The following is a 24,283-nucleotide window of genomic DNA, read 5'->3' as shown; positions in this document are numbered from 1 at the left end:
TGGGTGGGGGGGCCGGGGGGGCAAGACGGCTCAAAAAGCTGCCGAACACACCGGGCCGGAGGGGGGAAACGGGGGGGGGGCACACGGGGGGCCCCCCCGACCCGAGTCATGTCCGGACGGGCCGGCCGGGCAGGTCGAGCAGCCCGGTGAATGACCGTGTCGAGAACCTGTCGATCGAGCAGGCGCGACATCGTCACCACCGTGTCAGACAGACCCGACCGGAGGACGGAACCATGCGATACACGATCCTGCTGCACTACCCGGAGATGACGCCCGAGGAGGTCGGGTCCGGCGGCTGGGAAGAGGGCGAGCGCGAGTTCCAGGCCTACGCCACCGCGCTCGACCAGGCGGGCGTGCTGCTCTCGGCGGAGGTGCTGCAGCCGTCGTCGTCAACCACCACGGTGGCCGTGCGCGACGGCGAGCTGCGCGTCCAGGACGGCCCCTTCGCCGACACGAAGGAGCAGCTCGGCGGCACCTTCGTCGTCGACGTGCCGGACCTCGACGCCGCTCTCGCCTGGGCGCAGAAGGCGCCGTCCGTCCAGTGGGGCACCGTCGAGGTGCGGCCGAGCGCCACCCACTTCGAGAACGGCGCGTGGACGCGCTGACCGACCGCGCGCACGTGCGGGCCGTCGCCGAGGCGGCGGCCCGCACGTCGTACGGCCGCCTGCTGGCGCTGCTCGCGGCCCGCGACGGCGACATCCAGCGCGCCGAGGACGCCCTCGGCGAGGCCTTCGAGCGCGCCCTGCGGCACTGGCCCGACGACGGCGTGCCGGACAACCCCGACGGCTGGCTCCTCACCGTGGCCCGCAACCGGCTGCGCGACCTGTACCGCTCCGCCGCTCACCGCACCACCGTGCCGCCCGACGCCGGACCCGAGCCCGCCGCGCCGCCCGAGGACGTCGACCCCGACGCGATCGGGGACCGCTGGCTGGAGCTCATGTTCGTCTGCGCCCACCCAGCGGTCGAGGCCGGCATCCGCACCCCGCTGATGCTGCAGACCGTGCTCGGCGTGCAGGCCACGGACATCGCGGCGGCGTTCGCCGTCCCCGCGCCCACGATGGCGCAGCGCCTGGTCCGGGCGAAGCGCCGCATCCGGGACGCGCGCATCCCGTTCCGCATCCCCGGCCGGGACGAGGTGCCCGACCGCCTGCCGCCCGTGCTGGAGGCGGTGTACGGCGCGTACGCGATCGACTGGCGCGGCGCCGCGCCCGAGGTGCGCGGCTCGCTCACCGGCGACGCGCTCACGCTGGCCCTGCTCCTGGCCGACCTGCTGCCCGAGCCCGAGGTGCTCGGCCTGGCCGCCCTGCTCTGCTTCTCGCTGGCGCGCGCCGGCGCGCGCGGGGCCGACGGCGCCTTCGTGCCGCTCGACGAGCAGGACGTCGCCCGCTGGGACACCGGCCTGATCGAGCGCGGCGAGGCGCTGCTCCGGCGGTCGCTCGCCGACCCGGCCTTGTCCGCAGGCCCGCCCTCGCCCGCCGGCCCCGCTTCCTCCGCCGAGCAGCCCGGCGGCCCGCCCGGCCGGTTCCGTCTCGAGGCCGCGATCCAGTCCGTGCACTGCGCGCGGGCGCGCACGGGCCGCACCGACTGGCCCGCGCTCGTCACGCTGCACCGGGCGCTGCTCCGCGTCGCGCCGACGCTCGGCGGGCGGGTGGCGCTCGCGGCCGTCGTCGCCCGGGTCGACGGCGCTCCCGCGGGGCTGGCCGCGCTGGACGAGGTCGCGGCCGCGGAGCCGGCGTCGGGCCGGTTCCAGCCGCTGTGGGCGACCCGCGCGCATCTCCTGGCCGAGGCCGGTGACACCGAGGCCGCACGGGCCGCGTACGCCAAGGCGCGCTCGCTCACGACGGACCCGGCCCTGCGGGAGTTCCTGGCGCAGCGGAGCGCCGCCGTCGGCTGAGGCAACCGGGTGACGCCGCCGGGTGAAGCCGGCCACCCTCGTCCCGAAACCCGGATCCGCGCCTCCCTACCAACGAAGCGAGCTCCTGGTTCGTCCTTGTTCCACGAGGGGCGCCCACACGAGGGGGCCTGAGAACGGGGACCGACCATGACGACCAGCACAGCGATGATCACCGGCAAGGATGTCGCGGCGGTCGAGCGCGATCTGCGGCGCATGGAGCTGCTCAACCGACGCGAGCACAGGATTCGCGCGGCCGGCCGTTCGGTCCCGGTGACGTCCTACCTCACGCTCGCCACGCGCTCACGGGACCGCTGGAGGTACGCGGACGCGTGATGTCGAGGGCGGGGCCGCAGATCCAGGGGGTTCGGCGGCCCCGCCCCATTTCACCCAGGTATTTACACGGACCGATCCTGACCTGGCCCTTAGGCTCCTTGGCATGAGCGGACACTCTTCACCCCATCTGCCAGCGGACGGTCATGCGCCCGTCCCGCCCCCGCCAGGTGGGTACGACTCGGTGCCGCCTGCCGTCGGGCCCCCACCGCCACCTCCCGCGACACCGCCCGGCGTCCCGGTGTCCGGCGGCCAGCAGCCCCCTGCCCCGCCCCGGAAGAACGGGCGGCGGGCCCTGATCATCGCCGTCGTGGTGGTCCTGCTCCTCGCGGCCGGCGCGGGGGTCTGGTACCTGCTGCGGCCGCCGCCGATCCCCGACCCGGAGCCCGCCGCGGAGGAGCTCGCGGCCGCGCTCCAGGCCGGTACGCCCGCCGACTTCCCGCTGACGATGGAGACCTCCGCGTCACCCGACGAGCAGTACGCCGCGGTGTTCGAGCAGCTCGTGGCCGCCGTCGGCGAGGACGCCGGCACCGTGGCGGTCAAGAGCGTGACCCCGCTCGAGGAGGGCGACGGCGGCACCGCGACCGCCACCGCGACGCTCGCCTGGACCTGGCCCGTGGCGACCGAGGAGGCCTGGGAGTACGAGACGGTCGTGGAGCTCACCTACCCGGGCCCGGCCGACGGCGAGGCCGGCGCCTGGGAGGCCGCCTGGAACCTCGGCGTGCTGGTGCCGGGCCTGGAGGCGGGCGAGCGGCTCGCGGTCGAGCGCACCGAGCCGGTGCGCGGCGACATCGTGACGACCAGCGGCGAGACGATCGTCGGGCTCACCCCCGTGCACCGCGTGGGCATCGACAAGACCCGCCCGGGCTGGGACACGGCCGCCGCCCAGCTCGGCACGGTGCTGGGCTTCGACCAGGCGACGACCGACGACATCGCGGCGCAGGTCCAGGCCGCGGGCGACAAGGCGTTCATCGACGTCATCACCATCCGCGACAACGACCCGGAGTACGACTTCAACGCAGCGATGGCGATCGCCGGCGTCGTCGGGATCCCGGACGAGATCCCGCTCGCGCGGGACCGCGACTTCGCCCGCGCGCTGCTCGGCACGGTCGGCGAGGCGACCGAGGAGATCGTCAAGGACTCGGAGGGCACCATCAAGGCCGGCGACATGGTGGGCCTGTCCGGCGTGCAGGCGGCCTACGACGAGCAGCTGCGCGGCGTGCCCGGTCTGGCGGTGACCATCGAGCCCGTCGAGGACGCGGAGGGCGGCGAGAGCCGCGAGGCCTTCACGATCGATAAGAAGGACGGCGAGCCCGTGGCCATCTCGCTCGACCCGGAGACGCAGCTGCGCGCGCAGGCGGCGCTCGCCGACTTCGGCGACCTGGCGAGTGCGATCGTGGCCATCAAGCCGTCCACCGGTGAGGTGCTCGCGGCGGCGTCCGGCCCGGGTTCGGAGGGGTTCAACACCGCGACCCTCGGGCAGTACCCGCCGGGTTCCACCTTCAAGATCGCGACGTCGCTGGCGATGCTCCGCGCCGGGACGACGCCGGACTCGACGCTGCCCTGCACCGCCACGATCAACGTGGAGGGCCGCGAGTTCAAGAACGTGCCCGGGTACCCGCAGTCCGCGATGGGCGACGCCGTGCCGTTCCGGACGGTGTTCGCGAACTCGTGCAACACCGCCTTCATCTCGCAGCACCAGGCGATCTCGCAGCAGCAGCTGCACGACGCCGCGGCGTCGCTCGGCCTGGGCGCCGAGCACACGGTGTCCTTCGGCGGTGCGGCGGCGTTCGGCGACGTGCCGACCGAGGCCTCGGGCACGGAGCACGCGGCGTCGATGATCGGCCAGGGTCAGGTGCTGGCCACGCCGCTCGCGATGGCGACCGTCGCGGCGAGCGTCTCCGCAGGCCACACCGTTTCCCCGTGGCTGGTCGAGCCGACGGGCAAGGAGGCGGACGCCGAGCCGGCGGGCGACCTGACCGCGGACGAGGCGGCCACCCTGCGCGACCTCATGGGTGGCGTGGTGCAGGAGGGCTCGGCCCAGATCCTGCAGGACGTCTCCGGGATCGTCGGCGCCAAGACGGGCACCGCCCAGTTCGGTGACGGCACGAAGGCGCACGTCTGGATGCTCGCGATCGCGAACGACCTGGCGGCGGTCGTGTTCATCGAGGAGGGCGAGCTCGGCTCGACGACCGCCGGGCCGGTGATGCACGAGTTCCTCAAGGGGAGCTGATCCCCGGCAGGTACGACCGGGTGCGAACGACAGAGCGCCTGCCCGACGGTCCCCGGTGATGCCGGGGCGGGTCGGGCAGGCGCTCTGTCGTGCGGCGTCGAGCGGGGCCGCTCGTCCGGCCGGAGCAGGCGGGCGGTCAGCCCTTGAAGCCGGCCTCGGTGCACGTGGCCTTGTAGGACTCGATGGCGCTGCCGATCGCCGCCGGACGGGCGATCGTCCCGCCGAGCGCCTGGTCGAACGGGGCGCGCACGGCCTCGAGGTGGCCGATGCTGACCTCGTCCGCCTTGCCGATGATCAGGCCGATGTTCGTGCTCACCTTCGTGGCGACACCGGTCAGGTCCTCGGTGAGCGGAGCCGCGACGGCCGGCGCCGCCTGCTGGATGCCCGACACGAGCGGCCCGGCGAAGAACGCGTTGCACGTCTCGACGAGGTCGTACTCGCCGGTGCTGATCGGGGCCTCGGCCACGGGGGACGGGGCGACCTGCTGCACCTCGCCGCTCGACGGCGTGAAGTCGTTGGCCATGTCCTCGAGGGCCCCGCATCCGGACAGCAGAAGCGCACTGGCGACCACGGCCACGGCCGCCCAGTTCTTACTGGTGCTCACGATCTACTTCCCTCACGTCATCGGGTCAGAAAAGTGCGGTTCGGCTGCACTCGCCCGCGAGTCTAGCGGCACGGCCACCACGGAAGGCCAGCGGTCCTGTGGGGGAAGTCGGACGCTCAGGCCACGGGAGCGGCCTGAGCGTCCGAGGTGGTGCCTGGCGGCGGGGTCAGCGCCCGCCGTCCGCCGGGGGCTCGTCCTGCGGCCCGGGGGCCGCGGGAGGCGCGGGTTCCGCCGGCGGCGTCGGGCCGGAGCCCGGGACGGGTCCCGCCGAGCGGAGGACGGCGAGCCGGGAGCGGTACTCGGCCTCGTCGATCTCGCCGCGGGCGAAGCGGTGGCCCAGGAGCGTCACCGGGTCGGCAACGGCTGCCGTGTGCGCGGCCCACGGGCCGCCCCACCCGCCGCGCGGGCCGCGCCGGGCACGCCGCGCGATCAGGAAGACCACGGTCGCGAACAGCAGGAACCACAGCAGCGGGAAGATGAGGAAGAACGGGCCGGGTCCGCCCCAGCCGTACTGCGGCCCGTGTGCGAGGACCTCTGTCGTCGCGGTGAGCATGTCGACCTCCAGCAGTCGGTTCGGCCGGTGGTTCCGGCCACACCACCAGGCTGCCGCCGTCCGGCGCCGGGGGCGTCAGCCCGGCGTACCTGCCGGGCTACCCCTCTGGTGCCGCCCAGCCGGGCCGCACGAGCCCCGCCTCGTACGCCAGCACCACGAGCTGCGCGCGGTCGCGCGAACCGGTCTTCATGAGCACCCGGGAGACGTGCGTCTTCACGGTCGACTCCGACAGGTACAGCCGGCCCGCGATCTCGTCGTTGGCGAGGCCGCCCGCCACCTCGACGAGCACCTCCCGCTCCCGCGGCGTGAGGTCGGCGAGCGCCGGCACCGGCCGCACGGTCCGGGTCGCGTCGGCGACCTTGGCCAGCAGGCGCCGCGTCACCGTGGGCGAGAGCAGTGCGTTGCCCGACGCCGCGACCCGCACCGCGCGGACCAGCTCCGCCGGCTCGGTGTCCTTGACCAGGAACCCGGACGCCCCGGCGCGGATCGCCTCCGTGACGTACTCGTCGAGCTCGAACGTCGTCACCACCACCACGTGCACACCCGCCGCGCGGGGCTCCGCGATGATGCGGCGGGTCGCCTCGAGCCCGTCCAGGCCGGGCATGCGGATGTCCATGAGCACCACCTGGGGCAGGTGCTCCAGGGTGAGCGCCACGGCTTCGTCGCCGGTCGCGGCCTGGGCCACGACGCGCATGTCGTCCTCGGAGTCGATCAGGGCGCGGAAGCCGCCGCGCACCAGGGCCTGGTCGTCGGCGAGCAGGACGTCGATCATGCGGTGTCTCCGGTCTCGGGTGCGTCGGGTGGTGCGGCGTCGTTCGGCGGGGTGGTCCCCGGGCGCGGGGTCCCGGTCCGCCGGGCGACCGGGAGGCGGGCCCGGACCGCCCAGCCGGGTCCGTCCGCGCGGGGGCCGGCGGTCAGGGTGCCGCCCGCGCCCTCGACGCGCTCGCGCATCCCGAGCAGCCCGTAGCCGGCCACGACGGGTTCCGCGCCGGCGGGGACGCCGTCGTCGGACACCGTGACCTCGACGGCGTCGCCCCTGGTCACGCGCAGCGTGACCCGGCGGGCCGACGGCGCGTGCCGCCGCACGTTGGTCAGCGACTCCTGGACCACCCGGTGCACGACGCCGGCGACGTGGTCGGGCAGGTCGTCCACGTCGGTGAGCTCGACGGTGACGTCGAGGCCGTCGGCGCGGGCCTGGTCGGCCAGCCGGCGCAGGCCGGTGAGGTCCCAGGTGGGGGTGAGGGGCGCGGCGCCGTCCCACTGCGGCTCCGCGGCGGCGGGCGGGCCGGCGGCGGGCGTGGCGACGTCGGCCGTGGCGGCGACGTCCGCCGGGCCGGCCCCGCTGGCCGGGCCGGCGGGCTGCGTTCCCGAAACGGACGGGGACGTCCCTTCGCGGACGATCCCGAGCACCGTGCGCACCTCGGCGAGCGCGTCCTTGCTGGTGTCGCGGATGTTGGTCAGCGCCTCACGTGCCTGACCGGGGTTCCGGTCGATCAGGTGCAGGCCCACGCTGGCCTGGACGTTGATCGCGGACAGGGAGTGGGCGAGCACGTCGTGCAGCTCGCGCGCGATGCGCAGGCGTTCCGAGGCGACGGCGGTGCGCTCGCGTTCGGCGGCCGTCTCCAGGGCCGCGGCGCGCGCGGCGGCTCGGCGCGCGATCCGGTCGCGCGCGCCGCTCGCGATCAGCAGCACGACCGTGAGCCAGGCCGCCCCCGCGACGAGCGCCCCCGTGGTGAGGAACCATGAGCCGTCCGCGCTGTCCCAGCCCGGGCCGTGGTAGCCCGGCGGACCCCAGGTGCGGTCGGGCTCGACCGGGTTCTCGGTCAGGAACCGTCGGAGGCGGGGGACGAGCAGAGTGGCGGCGACCCCCACCCCGCCGGCGAGCAGGGCGGCCCCGGACCATGCGACCAGCCGGGCCCGGCGCACCTCGCCGCTGAGCATGACGCCGGCCAGCACCGCCGCCGGGCCGAGGAATCCCGGCCCCCACGGGTATCCGGCCAGCAGGAACACGAGCGTGGCGGCGACGGACAGCACCGTCGCGAGGGCGGGACGGCGCGGCAGCAGCAGCACCAGAACCGCGGGCGACACCAGCAGCAGGAGGACCCCGGCGAGGTCGAGGTCCGTGGCCCACGACTGGCCGCGCGAGGCACCGAACGAGCCCAGCACGGAGGCGACCGCGACGGCGACGCCCACGAGCACGCGCGGCCGGAGGCGGTCGAACGGCGCCGTGACGGGCGGGTCCGCGAGGGCGGCGGGGTTCGGACGGGTGCCCAGCATGCTCGCACGCTACGCCGGGCCGGGGTCCGCCGCGTCGCACCGCGGTGCCGCCGCGTGTCAGCCCCTGGTACCGCCCGGGGGGACGGCGCCGGGCGCTGGTGTGGTGCCCGGCGACCGCCCCCGTTCTGCCGATCAGGCGAAGCGGGCCGTGCGCTCCACCACGCGGCCGGCGCCGCGCCCGGCGTCGGCGGCCGGGTCCCAGCTGTAGACCTCGGTGCCGGTGATGAAGACGCGCTCGGCGCGCTGGTCGGTGTCGAGCGGGTCGCCCGACCAGAGCACGACGTCGCCGTCGAGCCCCTCGGCGATGGCACCCACGCGGACGTCGAGCCCGAGGAACGACGCGGGGTTGGTGGTGATCGCGGCCAGCGCGGTCTCGCGGGGCAGCCCGTCGCGCGCGGCGAACGACGCCTGGTGCACCAGGAAGTTGATCGGGATGACGGGGTGGTCGGTCGTGATCGCGACCCGCACGCCTGCCGCGGCCATGGCGGCGATGTTGCGGTTCGCCCGGTGCCGCACCTCGACCTTGGACCGCGAGACGAACATCGGCCCGTAGATGACCGGGATGTCCTTCTCGGCGAGGACGTCGGCGATCAGGTGGCCCTCGGTGCCGTGGTTGATGACGAGCCGGTAGCCGAACTCCTCCGACAGGCGGATCGCCGTGGCGATGTCGTCGGCGCGGTGCGTGTGCTGGTCCCAGGCGAGCTCGCCGGCGAGCACACGGGCCAGGGTCTCCTTGCCGAGGTCGCGCTCGAACGGCTTGCCCTCCTCCGCCGCGGCGTCCCGCTTCGCGGCGTAGTTCTGGGCGTCGACGAAGGCCTTGCGGATCACGTTTGCGACGCCGAGGCGGGTCGACGGGAGCTGCTTCTTGTCCCCGTACACGCGCTTCGGGTTCTCGCCGAGGGCGCTCTTGACCGACACCGAGTCGCTGATGACCTGCTCGTCGATCGTGCGGCCGCCCCAGGTCTTGATCGCGACGGTCTGGCCGCCGATCGGGTTGCCCGAGCCCGGCTTGATGACCGCCGTCGTCACGCCGCCCGCGAGGGCGTCGCGGAAGCCCTCCTCGTCGATCTGGACGGCGTCGATCGCGCGCAGCGCGGACCCGTTCGGGTCGGTCATCTCGTTGGTGTCGTTGCCGGCCCAGCCCTCGCCCTCCTCGTGGATGCCGATGTGGCCGTGCGCCTCGACGAAGCCGGGCAGGAGCCACTTGCCCTGGGCGTCGACGGTCTCGGTGCCCTCGGGCACGGCGACGTCGGTGCCGACGGCGGTGATCACGCCGTCCTCGATGAGGACCGTGCCGTTCTCGATGGGCTCGGCGGCGACGGGGACCACGTAGGCGTTGGTGATGGCGATGCTGGAGCGCGTTGTCATGGGTACATCATTACCCAGGCTAACGAGGTCGCCGGAACGTGGCTGGTGCCCGTTCGCGCGGAGCGCATGGGTATGCGTGACAGATGCTCGTTCGGCATGCGAAAATGTATAGCAATAACTAAACTCACGGCATGGCGGACGAGGAATGGAGCATCTACGTCGTCGACGAGGTGCGTGAATGGATCGACGAACTGGACGACGCATCTCACAAGCGCGTCGTCGAGGGGCTGGACGCTCTGGCTGAGCGTGGGCCGAAGCTGGGTCGACCACTGGTGGACACGCTTCGCGGTTCCACGTTGGCGAACCTGAAGGAGCTGCGGCCTGGTTCGATCCGGATCCTGTTCGTGTTCGATCCGTGGCGCTCCGCGATCCTGCTGGTTGCTGGTGACAAGAGGAACCGCTGGCAGGAGTGGTACGTCGAGGCGATTCCGATGGCCGAGGAGCGGTACCAGAAGTATGTGGCCAAGCGTTCCGATGAGGAGGACGTGTCATGACGGGCTATGTGAAGTGGCAGGACATTCGCGCTGAGCACGTGGCGCGGGCGGGCGGCGAGGAGGCCGTCGAACGCGGGAAGCAGGAACTCCTGGCCGAGGTCACGGGCTACCGGCTCGCCGAGCTCCGCAAGAAGAGGCGGCTGACCCAGCAGCAGGTAGCCGATCGGATGGGTGTCACCAAGGGACGGGTCTCCCAGATCGAGAAGGGCAAGATCTCCGGCCAGGAGGTGCTCGCGCGATATGCGCACGCCCTGGGCGGCCAGCTGCAGCAGGCGATCCTGTTCGACGACGGCGAGATCGCCGGTATCGCGTAAGGACCGGTGTTTGAGCGCAGCCGGCTCCGAAGGTCCCGGCCGCGCTCACGTTGTCAGCCCGACGTCGCCGGGTTGGTCGCCTTCCCGTCGAGCCACAGGGTGTCGGACGCGTCGCTGTGCGTGCCCGACGTGCCCACGTGCTTGGCGCTGATCTTCGGTCCCTTCGTGATCACGTGGACCATCGCCATCCCGTGGCCCCGGCCCAGGCCGTAGTCCTCCTTGAGCCACTCCAGGATCGGACCGGCCTTGGTGGACGCGTCGAACCCGCGCTCCTCGGCGAGCTTGATGAGCTCGCGCGGGGTGTGCCCGGTCTTCTCCTCGACGGCGTCGAGGTAGGCCTGAAATGACATCGGGGTGGTCCTCTCGTACGGGTGGCGGGGCCGTCGGCACCGCCTTCTACCAGTACAGACGCCGTCGTTCCCGGGAACTCATCGGGGGACGGCAACCCGGCACGAGCGAAGGTCGGGCGGGGACCAGTTTTCCCTGGGCCGGGCAGCCCCCGAGCGCCGATCCATAGACTCGACGTCGTGGACTTCTACAACGCGTACGCCCACGGGTTCGCCCGGGTCGCGGCCTGCACCATCCCCGTCGCCGTCGCCGACCCCGCGGCGAACGCCGCCGTCGTGCTCGACCAGGCGCGGCGGCTGCACGACGACGGCGTGGCCGTCGCGGTCTTCCCCGAGCTGTGCCTGAGCGGCTACGCCATCGACGACCTCCTCATGCAGGACACCCTCCTGGAGTCGGTCCTGGACGCCCTCGCCGACATCAAGGAGGCGAGCGTCGACCTCATGACGGTGCTCGTGGTCGGGGCGCCGCTCCTGGTCGGGAGTCGGTTGCTGAACACCGCCGTCGTCGTGCACCGCGGGCGGATCCTGGGCGTCGCGCCCAAGTCCTACCTGCCGAACTACCGCGAGTTCTACGAGAAGCGGCAGTTCGCCCCCGGCGACGAGCACCGCGGCACGCTGACCCTGCTCGGCGAGGAGGTCCCGCTCGGCTCCGACCTCATCTTCCGGGCCGACGACGTGCCCGGGCTCGCGATCCACGCCGAGGTCTGCGAGGACATGTGGGTGCCCGTGCCGCCCAGCGCGCTCGCGGCGCTCGCGGGCGCGAACGTGCTGCTCAACCTGTCCGCCAGCCCGATCACCGTGGCCCGCGCCGAGGACCGCCGCCTGATCGTGCGCAGCGCGAGCTACCGCTGCAACGCCGCGTACGTCTACACGGCGGCCGGCCAGGGCGAGTCCAGCACCGACCTCTCCTGGGACGGCCAGACCATGGTCTACGAGGCCGGCGACCTGCTCGGCGAGACCGAGCGCTTCCCGGACGGGCCGCGCGCCACCGTCGTCGACGTCGACCTCGACCGCCTGCGGCAGGAGCGGCTCCGGCAGGGCACCTTCGACGACAACCGGCGCGGTCTCGGGATGGCCACGCCGGGTTCCGCCGATGACGGCGGCGACTTCCGCGAGATCACGTTCAGCGTGCACCCGCCGCAGGGCGACATCGGCCTGCGCCGCAAGGTGGACCGCTTCCCCTTCGTGCCGGACGACGCCGAGCGCCTCGCCCTGGACTGCTTCGAGGCGTACAACATCCAGGTCACCGGGCTGGAGCAGCGCCTGCGCGCCATCGGGCAGCCCAAGGCCGTGATCGGCATCAGCGGCGGCCTGGACTCCACGCACGCGCTGATCGTCGCGGCCAAGGCGATGGACCGGCTGGGCCGGCCGCGCACCGACATCCACGCGTTCACCATGCCGGGCTTCGCGACGACGTCGGAGACCAAGGACCGCGCGGTCCGGCTCGCCGAGGCCCTGGGCGTGACGTTCCAGGAGCTCGACATCCGGCCCGCCGCCGAGCAGATGCTGCGCGACCTCGACCACCCGTACTCCGACGGCACCAAGCAGTACGACGTCACGTTCGAGAACGTCCAGGCCGGCCTGCGCTACGACTACCTCTTCCGGCTCGCGAACCACCGGGGCGGGATCGTGGTCGGCACGGGCGACCTCTCCGAGCTGGCCCTCGGCTGGTGCACCTACGGCGTGGGCGACCAGATGTCGCACTACGCGGTCAACGCGGGCGTGCCCAAGACCCTGATCCAGCACCTCATCCGCTGGACCATCGACAGCGGGCAGTTCTCGGCGGAGGCGGGCAGCCCGGTGAACACGGTCCTGTCGGAGATCCTCGACCAGGAGATCACGCCCGAGCTGATCCCCACCGAGGAGGGCGAGACGCCGCAGTCCACGGAGGCGACGATCGGCCCGTACGCGCTCCAGGACTTCACGCTGTTCCACGTGCTGCGGCGCGGCTACCGCCCGTCGAAGATCGCGTTCCTCGCCTGGCACGCGTGGCGCGAGGCGGACGCCGACGAGTGGCCGCCCGGCTTCCCCGACCAGCGGCGCACCGCCTACGACCTCGCGACTATCCGGGGCTGGCTCGAGGTGTTCGTGCGCCGGTTCTTCGCGTCGCAGTTCAAGCGGTCCGCGCTGCCGAACGGCCCGAAGGTCTCGCCGGGCGGCACGATGTCGCCCCGCGGCGACTGGCGGATGCCGTCGGACGCGTCGTCGGCGGCGTGGCTCGCGGAGCTCGCGAAGAACGTCCCGGAGGCGTGACCGACGCCCCTCGTGAGGCCTGACACAAGCCCCGTCCGGCGTGTTCCACGAGGAGTAGGGTTCCGACATGCCTGCTGTCCCCGTTGCCCTGGCCCGGCCCGATAGCCGTCGCCTCGTCCGCCTGATCACCGTGCTCGCAGCGGTCCTGACCTTCGTCGCGCTGCTGCTGGTGGCCGGCCCGGCGAGCGCCCACGACCAGCTCCTGTCCTCCGATCCGAAGGACGGCGCCACGCTCGACGAGCAGCCGGCGAGCATCGCGCTCACGTTCAGCTCCGCCCCGCTGGACACGGGCATCGAGGTGGCGCTGGTCGGCCCGGACGGCAGCGCGATCAAGGGCGACGACATCACGGTCGACGACGCGGTCGTGACGGCGCAGCTCCCGGCGGACCTGCCCGCGGGCGCGTACGACGTCGCGTGGCACGTGGTCTCCTCCGACGGCCACCCGATCGACGGCGAGTTCAGCTACACCGTGAAGGGTGAGCCCGAGCCGACCGCGGAGCCCACGGCGAGCGACGAGCCCGAGATGTCCACGCAGGAGGCCGCTCCTGCCGACGAGGAGACGGCCGCGACCGACGAGGCGAGCACGCCCACGGAGCTCGCGGGCGCCGGGGACGGCTCGGGCCCCAGCGGGCTCGCCGTGGCCGGCGGGATCCTCGCCGCGGTGCTGGTCGTGCTGGGCGTCGTGGTGATGATGCGCCGCAAGATCCTCGAGAACGACCGGCTGCGCCAGTCGGGTGAGCCCGGGCCCGAGGACCCGGACGCCGAGAAGCCCAACGAGAACCCCGACACGAAGGGCTGACCCCACCTGTCAGACCGTCAGGTCGCCCGGGTGACCCGAGCGTCTGACACGGGGCGGGACGAGCGGACCGCCAGGATCACCGTCACCACGGCGGGCGCCAGCAGGACGGCGCCCGCCGTGTTCACCGCCTCGAACCCGCCCCAGGCGAGCAGCGGCCCGGCGAGCGCGGCCGAGGCGGCGCCGAAGTAGTTCATCAGCGCGTCGGTCGCGCCCTGCAGAGGCAGCTTGACGTGCGGCTCCGCGACGGACGCCAGCACCGCCGACGACGCGATGAGGCACGCCGACCAGCCGAGCCCGAGCAGCACCAGCGCGACCGCCGTGAGCACCTCGGCGTCGAGGGCCGGGGCGGCGGCGCCGTGCCCGGCGTGCGCGCCGGCGTCGGGCGCCACGTCCGGGGCCAGGGCCGCGGCCGTGAACCCGAGGGCCACGGCGGCCGCCTGCAGCCCGATGCCGCCGACGGCGACGCGGAGCGGGCCGAAGCGGTCGGCCAGCCAGCCGAACACGGGGCTGAACGCGAACATCCCCAGCACGTGCAGGCTGATGACGATGCCGACGAGCTGGAGCGACATCCCGCCGTGCTGCATGTGCACCGGCGTCATCACCATCACCATGATCATCACGCCGTGCGCCACGGCCGTGGTCACCACGGCGAACCGGGCCCGTGGACGGGCCCAGGCCCACCGCAGCGCCGCGAGGGCCCCGGTCCGGCGGGGTTCGGCGCGCTTGTCCCCGTGCCCCTGCCCGACGGCGCCCGCGGGCACCACCCGCCCCGCCACGCCACCGGCCGGGTCCCGGTACAGGCTCAGCAGCAGCAGCCCGGCCAGCAGGTACGCGATCACGGAGAACAGGTAGGGCCCGCCGAGGTCGGGCACGCCGAACCCGCTGCCGACGACGGCGCCGGGCGCCGCGAGGTTGGGCCCGACCACGGAGCCGACGGTCGTGGCCCACAGGACGACCGACATGGTGCGGGCGCGGGTGGTGGACCCGACGTTGTCGGCGGCGGCGTAGCGGGACTGGAGGTTTGTCGCGTTCGCGACGCCGTAGAGCATCAGGCCGACCAGGAGCACGACGAGCTGGCCCAGCACGGCCGCCGTCACGATGAGCAGCGCGCCGACCGTGGACAGGGCGTAGCCGAGCGACAGGGCCCACCGGCGTCCGCGGAGCTGGGCGAGCGTCGCCAGCGGGATCGAGGCGACCGCCGCGGCGAGCACGCTGACGGCCTGGGCGAGACCCGCCACGGAGGTACCGCCCAGACTCTCCGCGAGCAGGGCGCCGACGGCGGCGCCGGAGGCGACCCCGACCCCGGCCAGGAGGTTGCTGAACACCAGGACGACGAGGTTTCGGCGGGCGTGCGGCGGATTCTCCACGATTTCCTCTCATTGGCCCGGATGTACCGGAACGGTAGACCGTCCTGGGTTGCGGAAGTCATCGGATAGTGCGGGCTGACACCGCCGCGGGAGCCGTCTCACCGTCGTCGTCCACAGGTTCGTACACAGGTTCGTGTCCTCTGTGAGCAGAAAGTTACGCACGACTCGCCGTGGAAAGGCCTGTTCTCCGCGAATTCCTGCCGATCTGCTGGCAGTATGGGGCCTCGTCGTCGGGCGGGTACCGCCGCACGACGTGACCGAAGAAGGGAAACGCATGTCGCTCAACAAGTCCGAGCTCGTCTCGGCCATCGCCAGCAAGGCCGAGATCAACAAGACCGAGGCCGAGGCCGCGCTCAACGCCTTCCAGGAGGTGCTGATCGAGTCGCTCGCCAAGGGCGAGGCCGTCAAGGTGACCGGCTTCCTCTCGGCCGAGCGCGTCGAGCGTGCCGCCCGCACGGGTCGCAACCCGCGCACCGGCGAGGAGATCTCGATCCCGGCGAACTTCGGTGTCAAGATCAGCGCCGGCTCGCTGCTGAAGAAGGCTGTCGCCAAGTGACGCTTCGCCGCTGAGCTTTTCAGCGACGCGAAGGCCCGGCTCCCCCTGGGGGCCGGGCCTTCGCATGTCCGGGGCCGGGCGGCCCTCAACGGCTCAGAGGTCGCCCTTGCGCTCCAGGTACCGCATCGCGACCCAGCCGATCGGGATCCGGCCCCAGTAGGTGCACAGGCGGTACAGGATCGTCGCGGAGAACGCGATGGTGGCCGGCACCCCTGCGGCCGACAGGCCGGCCGTCAGGGCGCCCTCGACGCCGCCCAGGCCGCCGGGCGTGGGGATGAGCGCGCCCAGGGCGTTGCCGACCAGGTTGACGAGGGCGATGTCGACCAGCGAGAGCGACTCCCCGAAGGCCGCGAGGCAGCACCACAGGGCCACGATGTAGCCGAGCGTCATGATCAGGTTCCCGGCCACGCCCAGCGCCAGGCGGCCCGGGTGGCTCAGCATCTGCGCGAGCCGCGGCCACACCTGGCGCAGCCGCGGCCCGATGAAGCCCATGCCCCAGCGCCGCACCGGCGGCACCAGCAGTGTCGCGACGACGGCAACCGCCACGCCCGCCAGCGTGATCAGCACGGCCGGCGACGGCAGCTCCACGAGCGCCCCCGACCCCGTGAAGACCGACAGCGCCACGAGCAGCAGCACCGTGACCACGAACTGCGACACCTGCACGAGCGCCACGGTCGCGACGGCCATGGACATCGAGACGCCGCGCTGGGTCAGGAGCCGCAGGTTCAGCGCGGCCGGGCCGATCCCCGCGGGGGCCGCCAGCGCCACGAACGAGCCGGCGGCGGCCGTGAGCGTGGCGCGCCCGATCGGCACCCGCGCCGGGGAGAACGCGACCAGGGTCAGGCCCGCGCCGAACCAGGTGATGAGCGCGAGCACGAACGCGACCGCGACCCACCACGGGTTGGCCTCGCGCACGGCGGAGGCGATCTCGTCGAAGTTGATGGTCGTGACGATCACGGCCACTGCGACGATCGCCACGGTCGTGGTCAGCACGGTGCGCGCGCTGAACCGGGAGATGCGCTGCGGCTGCACGCTGGCCTCGGGCAGGCGCTCCACCAGGGCGTTCCGCAGCTCGCCCATGAGGCCCTTGGCCTTGCGCACCTCCTCGCGGGTGGTCCGGGGCAGCGCGATGGTCTGGATCAGGGGCCCGATGGCGGCGATGTCGGCGTCGGGCAGGGCGCGCACCGCGGAGGCGACGGCGCGACGCGGGCCCACGCGCAGCCCGATGAGCGCGAGCATCTGCACCAGGTCGAGGCGCCGGGAGAGCGGCGACGACGCGATGTCGCCCTGCTCCCAGCCGGTGATCCACACGTGCGCCCGGCCGTCGGCGTCGCGGTGCGTGAGCAGCACGTCCTGCGTGAGCGCGCGGTGCGTGAGGCCCACGGCGTGCGCGCGGCCGAGCTGGTCCCAGGCCTCGGCGAGCACGTCCTCGTGCAGCTCGTCGTCGGGCACGTCGCGGAGCGAGACGGCGTCCGAGGCGTGCTCCAGGACGAGCGCGATCGAGTCGCCGTACTCGCCGAGGCCGAGGAGCCGCGGCGTGCGGACGCCGGCGGCGCTCGCCGCGTACGACAGCAGGGCCGTGCGCTCGGCCACGGCCTTGAGCGAGATCGCGGCCCGGCCCTCGATGCCGCGCAGGCGCAGGGCCCGCCACAGCCGCGTGATGAGGCCCACCACCTGGCGGTCGCCGTCGAGCACCACGACGTCGCGGCGTACGCCGTCGTCGCTGTAGAGGGCGTACACCCGGTTGTCGCCGGCCCGGCCCAGCGCCAGCGCGGCCGGGTCGTCCGGCGGGCCGTGCTCGACGGCCAGCGCGGACGCGACGGGGTGCCCGGCGTCGTGCGCGGCGTCCTGACCGGGGGCGCGCTCGGAGACGGCGTGCACCCGCGCCAGCGACGTCGGCGCGAACCCGGCGCGGCGCACGGCGGTGACCAGGTCGGGGCCGTAGGCGCGCTCGCTGCGGATGCCGGACACGTACTGGACGGTCGAGCCCGCCAGCCGGCCCAGCAGCAGCGCGACGAGGGTGCCGGGCAGCGAGACCTGCCCCGTGATCAGCACGATGAGCAGGGCGAGGAACATCAGGTTCCACGAGATGCGCACGGTGCGCCGCCGGGTCGCGGGCCCGGCGACGGTGAGCATCGCCGTCAGCGCGACCGCGAACTCCGGGATGGTCAGCACGTAGCCCGTGCCGCGCTCCCAGACCGACATGCCCCGCACCAGCTCGTCCGAGCCCAGGTGGCGCACCAGGACGGACGTGAGCACGCCGATCAGCAGCCCGAGCACCCCGGCGACGATGGACTCGACGATCTGCCGCCCCAGCCGGCGGACGCCCAGCTCGATCATCACGGCGACCGGGGCGAACAGGATGACCAGGCCCTGCAGCACGGCGACGGGCACGAACAGGATCGTGGCCAGCAGGTCGTTGAAGCTCCGGACGTCCTCCGTGACGCCCGCGGTGGTGCCGTGCGCCACGACGGACAGGAACATGACGCCCGCGGTGCCGAGGGCGCACGCGATCATCCAGACGAGCGCGCGCGGGTGACGCACCCGCTCCTCCGGGGTGTCGACGACACGGACGAGGCCGCTCTCGAAGGGCACTGCCTCCGGTACGTCGGACACCTCGGCACCGGCGTCAGCCCGGCCGGTGCGCGAGTTGGACATGCTCGCGATTCTAGAGCCGTTGAGGCTCGCTTGACCGGGAAGCAGGTGTGACGCCCGGAATATCCGGGTCAGGTCGACGGCGTCCCCGGCGTCCGTCCAGGCATCCTCACCGGATCCCGAGGGCCTCGCGCCACTCGGCCGGGACGAGGGCGTAGCCCACGAACGCCACGATGTCGAGCAGCGTGTGTGCGATCACGAGCGGGAGGATCCGGTGCCGGCCGCCGGGCTGGAACCTGGGCGAGGTGTAGAACCACGAGAACACGACGCCCATCACGACGTTCCCGATGAACGGCCCGATGCCCTGGTACAGGTGGTACGAGCCGCGCAGCAGCGAGCTCGCGACGATGAACTTCATGCGGTTCCAGCCGAGGTCTCGCGTGCGCTCGTACAGGTAGCCGACGGCGATGACCTCCTCCAGCAGGCCGTTCTGGAACGCGCTGAGCACCAGCACGGGGACGGTCCACCAGTACGCGTCCAGGGCGCTGGCCTGCACCTCCACGGTGATGCCGACGGCCCGCCCGAGGGCGTAGAACGCGAGGCCCGGGATGCCGATGGCGGCGGCCAGGGCGAAGCCCCACCCCACGTCGCGGCCCGGGCGTGTCCCGTCCAGGCCGAGGCTGCGCGTCGCGCTGCGGCCGTTCGCGCTGAGCAGGTACAGCGCCAGGGCCACCGGCACCAGGGCGAACCCGATGCTCAGGAGCTGGTAGACGAGGTCGAGGTACGGGCGCTCCGACTGGCTCGCGTTGAGCGTCGCGGTCTGCTCGGCGAGCGGCGTCTCGGCCGTCAGCCGGGCCACGATGTTGACCAGCGCGTACACGCCGGACTGGCCCAGGCTGAGCCCGAGCACGATCCACACCTCCGCGGCGATGCGACGGCGGGACACGGGCAGGTCGGTCGTGGTCACGTCCGGAACCTACCTCGCGTGGCCGGCAGTTCGTCGGCCGGCCACGCGGTGGTTCAGCGGTTCGAGGCCCGCCGCACGAAGTCCGCGAGGTCGGCCGACTGCGCGACCCGCGACTCGGGATGGATGTACATCATGTGGCCCGCCGGGTACACCCGGGTCTCGATGCGCTCGCGGTAGGACGCCGGGACCGCCATCTGGTCCAGGCTGTACTCGATGGCCTCGACCGGCACCCCGCCGTCGTACCGCCCCATGGCGATGTGCACCTGGAGGTGCGGGTTGAGGATCATCGCGGTGGCGAGCTTGTCGGCGACGTCGACGGCCTTGCCCTCGAACTCCTTGTACGACCAGGGGTGCACGTGCCGGGACAGCACCTCGTAGATCGCGTCGTGCTCGTACCCGAGCTCGCCGCGCAGGTAGTGGTGCAGCGCCGCCGTGTACGGGCCGGAGGTGGCGGTCAGGAACGGGTCGTACGGCATCTGCTCGTGGATGTAGTGGTCCGCCGGGCCCGTGAACCGGGTGTCGAGGCGTCCGGTGACCAGGCGCCGCGCTCGCAGCAGCTCCGCGTAGACCCGGGTGTGCTCGAGGCGCAGGTTGGCGCGGTCCACGTAGTCCTCGCCCAGCCCCGTCAGGGACGCGATCTTGGCGACGGCCGCGGCGCGCTCGTCGTCGGGCACGCGCGCCCCGCGGGCCAGGACGGAGGCGTAGGTCTCGGCCCAGTCCCGCGCCTCGGCCACGACGTCGTCCAGCGCCCGGTCGCCGAGGAGGCCGTGGTAGTGCGCCGTCGCGGCGTAGACCGGCAGGAAGAGCGGGTGCGGCAGGTTGGAGTGCTCGCCGTCGAACAGCGCCTCCATGTTCAGTGCCGGCGCCACGAGCATGACGCCGTTCAGGAACATGCCGAACCGCTGCTGCAGGTACTCGGCCAGCGCCGCGCCGCGCGTGCCGCCGTAGGACTCGCCGATGAGGAACTTGGGGCTCATCCACCGGTCGTTCCGGCTCGTCCACAGGCGGATGATCTCGCCGACGGACTCCAGGTCGCCCGTGAAGCCGTGGAACGGCTTGGCCTGCTCGCCCTCGGTGGCCCGCGAGAAGCCCGTGGAGACGGGGTCGATGAACACCAGGTCGGAGACGCGCAGCAGGGTCTCCGGGTTGTCGATCAGCCCGTACGGCGGCGCGGTCAGGTCGCCGACGTCGCCCGAGTCGACCCGGCGCGGGCCCAGCACGCCCAGGTGGAGCCACACGGAGGACGACCCGGGGCCGCCGTTGAACGCGAAGGTCACCGGCCGCTGCGTCACGTCGGCGTCGTCCAGCGTGTAGTACGTGATCGAGACCTCGGCCTTGGGCTTGCGGCCGTCGTACTTGTCCTCCTTGACCGCCTCCTGGCGCAGCACGATCCGGCCGGTCGTGGCGGAGTACGCCAGGTCGCCGTCCGGGGTGTGCAGGGTGTGGCGCGTGGTGACGAGGTCGTCGGCGGGCTCGGGCTTCTTCGGCGGGGTTCCCTCCGGCGACGGTTTGGTCGCCTCGGGCTGGTCGGCGCTGGTGCTCTTGTCGTCGGTCACCCCGGGAACCTATCGCGGGGCCCTGCGGACCGTGTCGGCGCGTGTCGCTGTGCGTATATGCAACAAAGGCCTACTAGACATGCGATCGGTCGCTAAACCGGGCAGCATGCGGTGAATCGCACGCCGCGGCTGAGCCTTCGGGATGTCAGCCTGTTGGCGAAATCCAACACGAGAGGTAGGCTGCGACTGCACGGTCAGTGCTGGGCGGCACCCGAAGAATGCGATCAACGCGGTGATCTGCGACCTGCCGCAGGGCATCGAGGTGGTGCCGATCCACAAGGGGCATCGCTGGGGAATGCTGGAGTGCGGGGTGTGTGACGCGACCGAGGCGATCTGGTCGACCCCACGAGACGCCGACAACCACGCACGTCGGCTGCTCAGGTTCGTGACGCGGCACGTGCACGACGAGGAGGGCTGAGATGCCGGTTTACGAGTTCACCATGGTCCTCGACCGAGATCTGTCTGATGCCGACTATGACCGGCTCTTCGAGGCAGGCCTTGACGACAGCTCTCCAGGCTCCGAGGACGGCCGTGGGTATGTGGCAGTGACGCGAGAGGCGCCCCGGCTGCTGGATGCGATCGTGTCCGCGGTGCGCGACGTCGTCCGGGCCGGACTGCGTCCCGTGGCGATCGGGGACGAGGATCTGGTCACGCTCGGCCAGATCGCCGAGCGCTCCGGGCGAACTCACGAGTCCGTCCGGCTCCTCGCGGCCGGGCGTCGCGGGCCGGGGGGTTTCCCTGCCGCCGTCGGCTCGGGCAAGACGTCTCTGTACTCGTGGGTCGAGGTGTCGGACTGGTTCGCCGAGGCGCTCGGGGTCGTCGTCCAGCCGCACGACGTGGACGCGCGCCTGCTCGCCGCCGCCTCGCACATCCTCCGTGCGCGTGCGCTCGCGCCGACCGAGGACCTCGCGCTGCTCGCCTCCGCCTGATCAACTGAGAAAACCACTTGTGCCTCGGGGTGGCGATCCGGCAAACTGGTTTGCAGTACAAACCAGTTTGAGAGGCGAGGCGATGACCATGGCTACCGACCCGACGTCGGGCAACCCCGCGGAGCCGGCGCAGCCCGGCGACACCGCGGGCCTCGACCCCGCCGAGACCCTGCGCCTGATCCGGCAGCAGCAGGAGGCGGCGCGCGACGCCACCGAGCCCGACGGTCGCCTGCTGTTCGGCGCGTGGGGCCTGGCGTGGGTGATCGGGTACCTGGCCCTGTGGACGACGGCGCGTGAGACGGGCACCCCGGAGCCGTGGGCCGGCTGGGTGCTCGCCGGCTGCATCGTCGGCGCGACGACCTTCACGATCGTGCACAGCGTGACCCGGACCGCCGGCCTGCGCGGCGACAGCGCCCGGATCGGCGCGCTGTACGGCTGGACCTGGTTCCTCGCGTTCACGGCGCTCGGCGTGCTGATGGGCGCGATGGGTGCCGCCGGGGCGTCGCCGCAGGTCATGGCGATCGCCGCGAACGGCTTCGCCTGCGTGATCGTCGGACTCATGTACATCGCGGGCGGGCTGCTCTTCGAGGAGATCCGCATGGCCGCCGTCGGCGGCTGGATGCTCGTCGCCGCAGTGCTTGCGGCCTTCGCGGGGATGCCCAACACCTACCTGGTGATGGCCGTGGCGGGCGGCGGCGGCTTCCTGGTCATGGCCGTGGTGGAGCAGGTGTTCCGCGGCCGGCGGCGATCATCCGCGTCACCCGCGTCGCCCGGCAGGGCGGAGGGCGGTGGGCAGCGTGCCTGAGGACCTCGACCCGGTCATCCACGCCCCCGCCCGCCTGCGGGTCGTGGCGTCCCTCGCAGCCCTGGGGCGCGGCGACGAGGTCGCCTTCCCCAAGCTGCGCAAGCTGCTCGACATGACCGCTGGAAACCTGTCGACCCACCTGCGCAAGCTGGAGGACGCCGGGTACGTGCGGGTCACCAAGACCCACGAGGGCCGGACGCCTGCGACGTACCTGGCCCTCACCGACACCGGCCGCACCGCGTTCGCGGACTACCAGGCGGCACTGATGGACCTTCTGAAGGGAGCACAGCGATGAGTGCGGTAGAGGTCAGCGGGGTGACGCGGCGCTTCGGCACCGTGGTCGCCCTCGACGACGTCTCGCTGGAGGTGGGGCACGGCGAGCTGGTCGGACTGCTCGGCCCCAACGGCGCCGGCAAGTCCACCCTGCTGTCGCTGGTCAGCGGCCAGCGGCGGCCCGACGCCGGGGTGGTGCGCCTGAACGGCCACGACCCGCGGGACCCCCGGTCGCGGACCGTGCTGGGCCTGACCCCGCAGGAGACCGGCCTGCCCGCGACGCTGCGGGTGCGCGAGGTGGTCGACTTCGTGGGCGGCCACTATCCCGACCCGGTGCCCACGGGCGAGCTGCTGGAGCAGTTCGGGCTGGCGGACCTGGGCAAGCGGCAGACCGGGTCCCTGTCCGGCGGGCAGAAGCGGCGGCTGGCCGTCGCGCTGTCGCTGGTCGGCAGACCGCGCGTCGTGCTGCTCGACGAGCCCACCACCGGGCTCGACGTGTCCGGCCGCGGCGCGCTCTGGGACGCGATCCGGCAGTACCACGCCGGCGGCGGCACCGTGCTGCTCACCTCGCACTACCTGGAGGAGGTGCAGGCGCTCGCCGAGCGGGTGGTCGTCATCGACCGCGGGACCGTGCTCGCCGACGACTCCCTCGAGACGATCCTCGGCCGGGTGGGCGCACGCCGCGTGCAGTTCACGGACGCCGCGGGCGCGCGGCAGGAGCACCTCGTGGCGGACTCCGACGAGTTCGTGCGCGACCTGGTCCGCGCGGGCACGGAGTTCCGCGACCTGGAGATCCGGGGCGCCTCCCTGGAGGAGGCGTTCGGCCAGCTCGTCGACGGCACGACCGAGGCAGACGTTACGACAGTCGACGCCACGAACGAAGGAGCGGTGCGATGAGCGCCACCACGAGCACGACCGGGGCCGGGGCCCCGGGCCTCGACGCCCCTGCCGGGAAGACCAGATCGATCTGGGTGCTGTCCTGGCTGCACCTCAAGTACCAGTTCCTGGAGACCGTCCGGGTCCCCATCGCGGTGCTCGGGAACGTGCTGTTCCCGTCGCTGGCGATGTTCTTCTTCGTGGTGCCGCAGGAGTCGGTCGGGGGCAACCCTCTCTACGCCACGATCGCGGTCGCCGGACTGGGCCTGTTCGCCATCTGCTCCGCCAGCCTCTTCACCTACGGCCTGGGCGTGGCCGAGGATCGGCAGCTGCCCTTCTACCCGTACCTGCGGTCGCTGCCCGCCGGACCGGGGCCGCAGATGGCGGCGCGCGTGCTGAACGGCGGCATCTTCTCGCTGTTCGGCCTGGTGCCGCTGATCCTCATCGGCTGGCTGTTCACCGCGGCGACCCTGACCGTCGGCCAGCTCTTCGCGGGCATCGGCACCATCCTCGCGGTCTCCGTGCCGTTCGTGCTGCTCGGCATGGCGATCGGCTACAAGCTGTCGGCCAAGGCGGCGCTGCCGGTGGTGCAGGTCATCCTGTTCCCGCTCGCCTTCGCGGGCGGCCTGTTCCTGCCGCCCCAGGCGTTCCCCGCCTGGCTGGACGCCATCTCGAAGGCCACGCCCACCCGCGCCGGCCGCGACCTGCTGGTCCAGGCCACCACCGGCATGGACGCCTACGCGTTGGCGCTCCCGGTCCTGGCCGGGTGGACCCTGCTGTTCGCGGTGCTGGCGATCCTCGCCTACCGGAGCGACGAGGGCCGCCGCTTCCGCTGACCCGTCCCGTTGAGTGCTGGGTATTTGCGGCTTTCCAGCCTTGGAAGCCGCAAATAC

General features: G+C 72.9%; 25 protein-coding genes. 15 read left to right on the top strand and 10 right to left on the bottom strand.

Annotated features, from left to right (window positions below; translation table 11 throughout):
* Positions 1 to 233 precede the first annotated feature (233 nt).
* The 4 genes from ACFV9Q_RS15120 to ACFV9Q_RS15105 all read left to right on the top strand — a co-directional run bounded on the left by ACFV9Q_RS15120 (position 234) and on the right by ACFV9Q_RS15105 (position 4,457).
* A complete protein-coding gene (locus tag ACFV9Q_RS15120) occupies positions 234 to 605 on the top strand; it encodes a YciI family protein (protein ID WP_377235075.1) in 372 nt (123 codons plus the stop codon).
* Positions 593 to 1,894 carry an RNA polymerase sigma factor gene (locus ACFV9Q_RS15115; RefSeq protein ID WP_377235074.1) on the top strand — a complete coding sequence of 434 codons (1,302 nt, stop codon included), beginning with the start codon at positions 593 to 595 and terminating at the stop codon, positions 1,892 to 1,894. Before ACFV9Q_RS15120 ends, ACFV9Q_RS15115 begins: the two co-directional genes overlap by 13 nt.
* A gap of 147 nt (positions 1,895 to 2,041) precedes the next feature.
* A complete protein-coding gene (locus ACFV9Q_RS15110) occupies positions 2,042 to 2,227 on the top strand; it encodes a hypothetical protein (RefSeq protein ID WP_377232406.1) in 186 nt (61 codons plus the stop codon).
* Positions 2,228 to 2,534: 307 nt separating this feature from the next.
* Positions 2,535 to 4,457 (top strand): penicillin-binding transpeptidase domain-containing protein, encoded by a 1,923-nt coding sequence (locus tag ACFV9Q_RS15105; protein WP_377235073.1) that lies wholly within the window; start codon positions 2,535 to 2,537, stop codon positions 4,455 to 4,457.
* A 136-nt stretch (positions 4,458 to 4,593) separates the two neighbouring features.
* Here the strand turns inward: ACFV9Q_RS15105 and ACFV9Q_RS15100 are convergent, their stop codons facing one another.
* The 5 genes from ACFV9Q_RS15100 to ACFV9Q_RS15080 all read right to left on the bottom strand — a co-directional run bounded on the left by ACFV9Q_RS15100 (position 4,594) and on the right by ACFV9Q_RS15080 (position 9,259).
* Positions 4,594 to 5,061 (bottom strand): hypothetical protein, encoded by a 468-nt coding sequence (locus ACFV9Q_RS15100; RefSeq protein WP_377235072.1) that lies wholly within the window; start codon positions 5,059 to 5,061, stop codon positions 4,594 to 4,596.
* Positions 5,062 to 5,227: 166 nt separating this feature from the next.
* Complete coding sequence (locus tag ACFV9Q_RS15095) at positions 5,228 to 5,614, bottom strand: SHOCT domain-containing protein (RefSeq protein ID WP_377235071.1); 387 nt, start codon at positions 5,612 to 5,614, stop codon at positions 5,228 to 5,230.
* A gap of 97 nt (positions 5,615 to 5,711) precedes the next feature.
* On the bottom strand, positions 5,712 to 6,386 hold the full coding sequence (locus ACFV9Q_RS15090; protein ID WP_377235070.1) for a response regulator: 675 nt from the start codon (positions 6,384 to 6,386) through the stop codon (positions 5,712 to 5,714).
* Positions 6,383 to 7,891, bottom strand: a complete 1,509-nt coding sequence (locus ACFV9Q_RS15085; protein WP_377235069.1) for a sensor histidine kinase — start codon at positions 7,889 to 7,891, stop codon at positions 6,383 to 6,385. The genes ACFV9Q_RS15090 and ACFV9Q_RS15085 overlap by 4 nt, the downstream gene beginning before the upstream one ends.
* A gap of 132 nt (positions 7,892 to 8,023) precedes the next feature.
* Complete coding sequence (locus ACFV9Q_RS15080; RefSeq protein ID WP_377235068.1) at positions 8,024 to 9,259, bottom strand: amidohydrolase; 1,236 nt, start codon at positions 9,257 to 9,259, stop codon at positions 8,024 to 8,026.
* Positions 9,260 to 9,390: 131 nt separating this feature from the next.
* On the opposite strand from ACFV9Q_RS15080, the gene ACFV9Q_RS15075 reads away from it, so the two are divergent.
* Positions 9,391 to 9,753, top strand: a complete 363-nt coding sequence (locus ACFV9Q_RS15075) for a type II toxin-antitoxin system RelE/ParE family toxin (RefSeq protein ID WP_377235067.1) — start codon at positions 9,391 to 9,393, stop codon at positions 9,751 to 9,753.
* A complete protein-coding gene (locus ACFV9Q_RS15070) occupies positions 9,750 to 10,067 on the top strand; it encodes a helix-turn-helix domain-containing protein (protein ID WP_182620158.1) in 318 nt (105 codons plus the stop codon). Before ACFV9Q_RS15075 ends, ACFV9Q_RS15070 begins: the two co-directional genes overlap by 4 nt.
* 53 nt (positions 10,068 to 10,120) lie before the next feature.
* Here the strand turns inward: ACFV9Q_RS15070 and ACFV9Q_RS15065 are convergent, their stop codons facing one another.
* A complete protein-coding gene (locus ACFV9Q_RS15065; protein ID WP_377235066.1) occupies positions 10,121 to 10,417 on the bottom strand; it encodes a DUF4287 domain-containing protein in 297 nt (98 codons plus the stop codon).
* A 177-nt stretch (positions 10,418 to 10,594) separates the two neighbouring features.
* On the opposite strand from ACFV9Q_RS15065, the gene ACFV9Q_RS15060 reads away from it, so the two are divergent.
* A complete protein-coding gene (locus ACFV9Q_RS15060) occupies positions 10,595 to 12,667 on the top strand; it encodes an NAD(+) synthase (protein ID WP_377235065.1) in 2,073 nt (690 codons plus the stop codon).
* 67 nt (positions 12,668 to 12,734) lie between these two features.
* Entirely contained in the window at positions 12,735 to 13,466 is a 732-nt protein-coding gene (locus ACFV9Q_RS15055; RefSeq protein ID WP_377235064.1) for a copper resistance protein CopC, read from the top strand.
* 17 nt (positions 13,467 to 13,483) lie between these two features.
* Here the strand turns inward: ACFV9Q_RS15055 and ACFV9Q_RS15050 are convergent, their stop codons facing one another.
* Positions 13,484 to 14,833, bottom strand: coding sequence for an MFS transporter (locus ACFV9Q_RS15050; RefSeq protein WP_377235063.1), 1,350 nt, complete (start codon positions 14,831 to 14,833; stop codon positions 13,484 to 13,486).
* A 274-nt stretch (positions 14,834 to 15,107) separates the two neighbouring features.
* On the opposite strand from ACFV9Q_RS15050, the gene ACFV9Q_RS15045 reads away from it, so the two are divergent.
* Positions 15,108 to 15,389: an HU family DNA-binding protein gene (locus ACFV9Q_RS15045; RefSeq protein WP_020015632.1), complete on the top strand. Its 282-nt coding sequence runs from the start codon at positions 15,108 to 15,110 to the stop codon at positions 15,387 to 15,389.
* A gap of 93 nt (positions 15,390 to 15,482) precedes the next feature.
* Here ACFV9Q_RS15045 and ACFV9Q_RS15040 read toward each other — a convergent pair whose 3' ends face one another.
* From ACFV9Q_RS15040 to ACFV9Q_RS15030, 3 genes are all read right to left on the bottom strand, one after another.
* Complete coding sequence (locus ACFV9Q_RS15040) at positions 15,483 to 18,047, bottom strand: flippase-like domain-containing protein (RefSeq protein ID WP_377235062.1); 2,565 nt, start codon at positions 18,045 to 18,047, stop codon at positions 15,483 to 15,485.
* Positions 18,048 to 18,153: 106 nt separating this feature from the next.
* Entirely contained in the window at positions 18,154 to 18,951 is a 798-nt protein-coding gene (locus ACFV9Q_RS15035; RefSeq protein WP_377235061.1) for a CPBP family intramembrane glutamic endopeptidase, read from the bottom strand.
* A 53-nt stretch (positions 18,952 to 19,004) separates the two neighbouring features.
* Positions 19,005 to 20,507 (bottom strand): S10 family peptidase, encoded by a 1,503-nt coding sequence (locus ACFV9Q_RS15030; protein WP_377235060.1) that lies wholly within the window; start codon positions 20,505 to 20,507, stop codon positions 19,005 to 19,007.
* A gap of 232 nt (positions 20,508 to 20,739) precedes the next feature.
* On the opposite strand from ACFV9Q_RS15030, the gene ACFV9Q_RS15025 reads away from it, so the two are divergent.
* From ACFV9Q_RS15025 to ACFV9Q_RS15000, 6 genes are all read left to right on the top strand, one after another.
* On the top strand, positions 20,740 to 20,925 hold the full coding sequence (locus ACFV9Q_RS15025; protein WP_377235059.1) for a hypothetical protein: 186 nt from the start codon (positions 20,740 to 20,742) through the stop codon (positions 20,923 to 20,925).
* A 121-nt stretch (positions 20,926 to 21,046) separates the two neighbouring features.
* Positions 21,047 to 21,436, top strand: coding sequence for a hypothetical protein (locus ACFV9Q_RS15020; RefSeq protein ID WP_377235058.1), 390 nt, complete (start codon positions 21,047 to 21,049; stop codon positions 21,434 to 21,436).
* Between the two features lie 82 nt (positions 21,437 to 21,518).
* Complete coding sequence (locus ACFV9Q_RS15015) at positions 21,519 to 22,241, top strand: hypothetical protein (protein WP_377235057.1); 723 nt, start codon at positions 21,519 to 21,521, stop codon at positions 22,239 to 22,241.
* On the top strand, positions 22,234 to 22,536 hold the full coding sequence (locus ACFV9Q_RS15010; RefSeq protein ID WP_377230586.1) for a transcriptional regulator: 303 nt from the start codon (positions 22,234 to 22,236) through the stop codon (positions 22,534 to 22,536). Before ACFV9Q_RS15015 ends, ACFV9Q_RS15010 begins: the two co-directional genes overlap by 8 nt.
* Positions 22,533 to 23,411, top strand: coding sequence for an ABC transporter ATP-binding protein (locus tag ACFV9Q_RS15005; protein WP_377235056.1), 879 nt, complete (start codon positions 22,533 to 22,535; stop codon positions 23,409 to 23,411). The genes ACFV9Q_RS15010 and ACFV9Q_RS15005 overlap by 4 nt, the downstream gene beginning before the upstream one ends.
* On the top strand, positions 23,408 to 24,226 hold the full coding sequence (locus ACFV9Q_RS15000; RefSeq protein ID WP_377235055.1) for an ABC transporter permease: 819 nt from the start codon (positions 23,408 to 23,410) through the stop codon (positions 24,224 to 24,226). The genes ACFV9Q_RS15005 and ACFV9Q_RS15000 overlap by 4 nt, the downstream gene beginning before the upstream one ends.
* Positions 24,227 to 24,283: the final 57 nt, after the last annotated feature.

This window comes from Promicromonospora sp. NPDC059942, assembly GCF_042731755.1.
In the GTDB taxonomy this organism is placed as follows: Bacteria; Actinomycetota; Actinomycetes; order Actinomycetales; family Cellulomonadaceae; genus Promicromonospora.
Note: the sequence above shows the minus strand (reverse complement) of the source record. Positions and strands in the feature narration are given on the sequence as shown.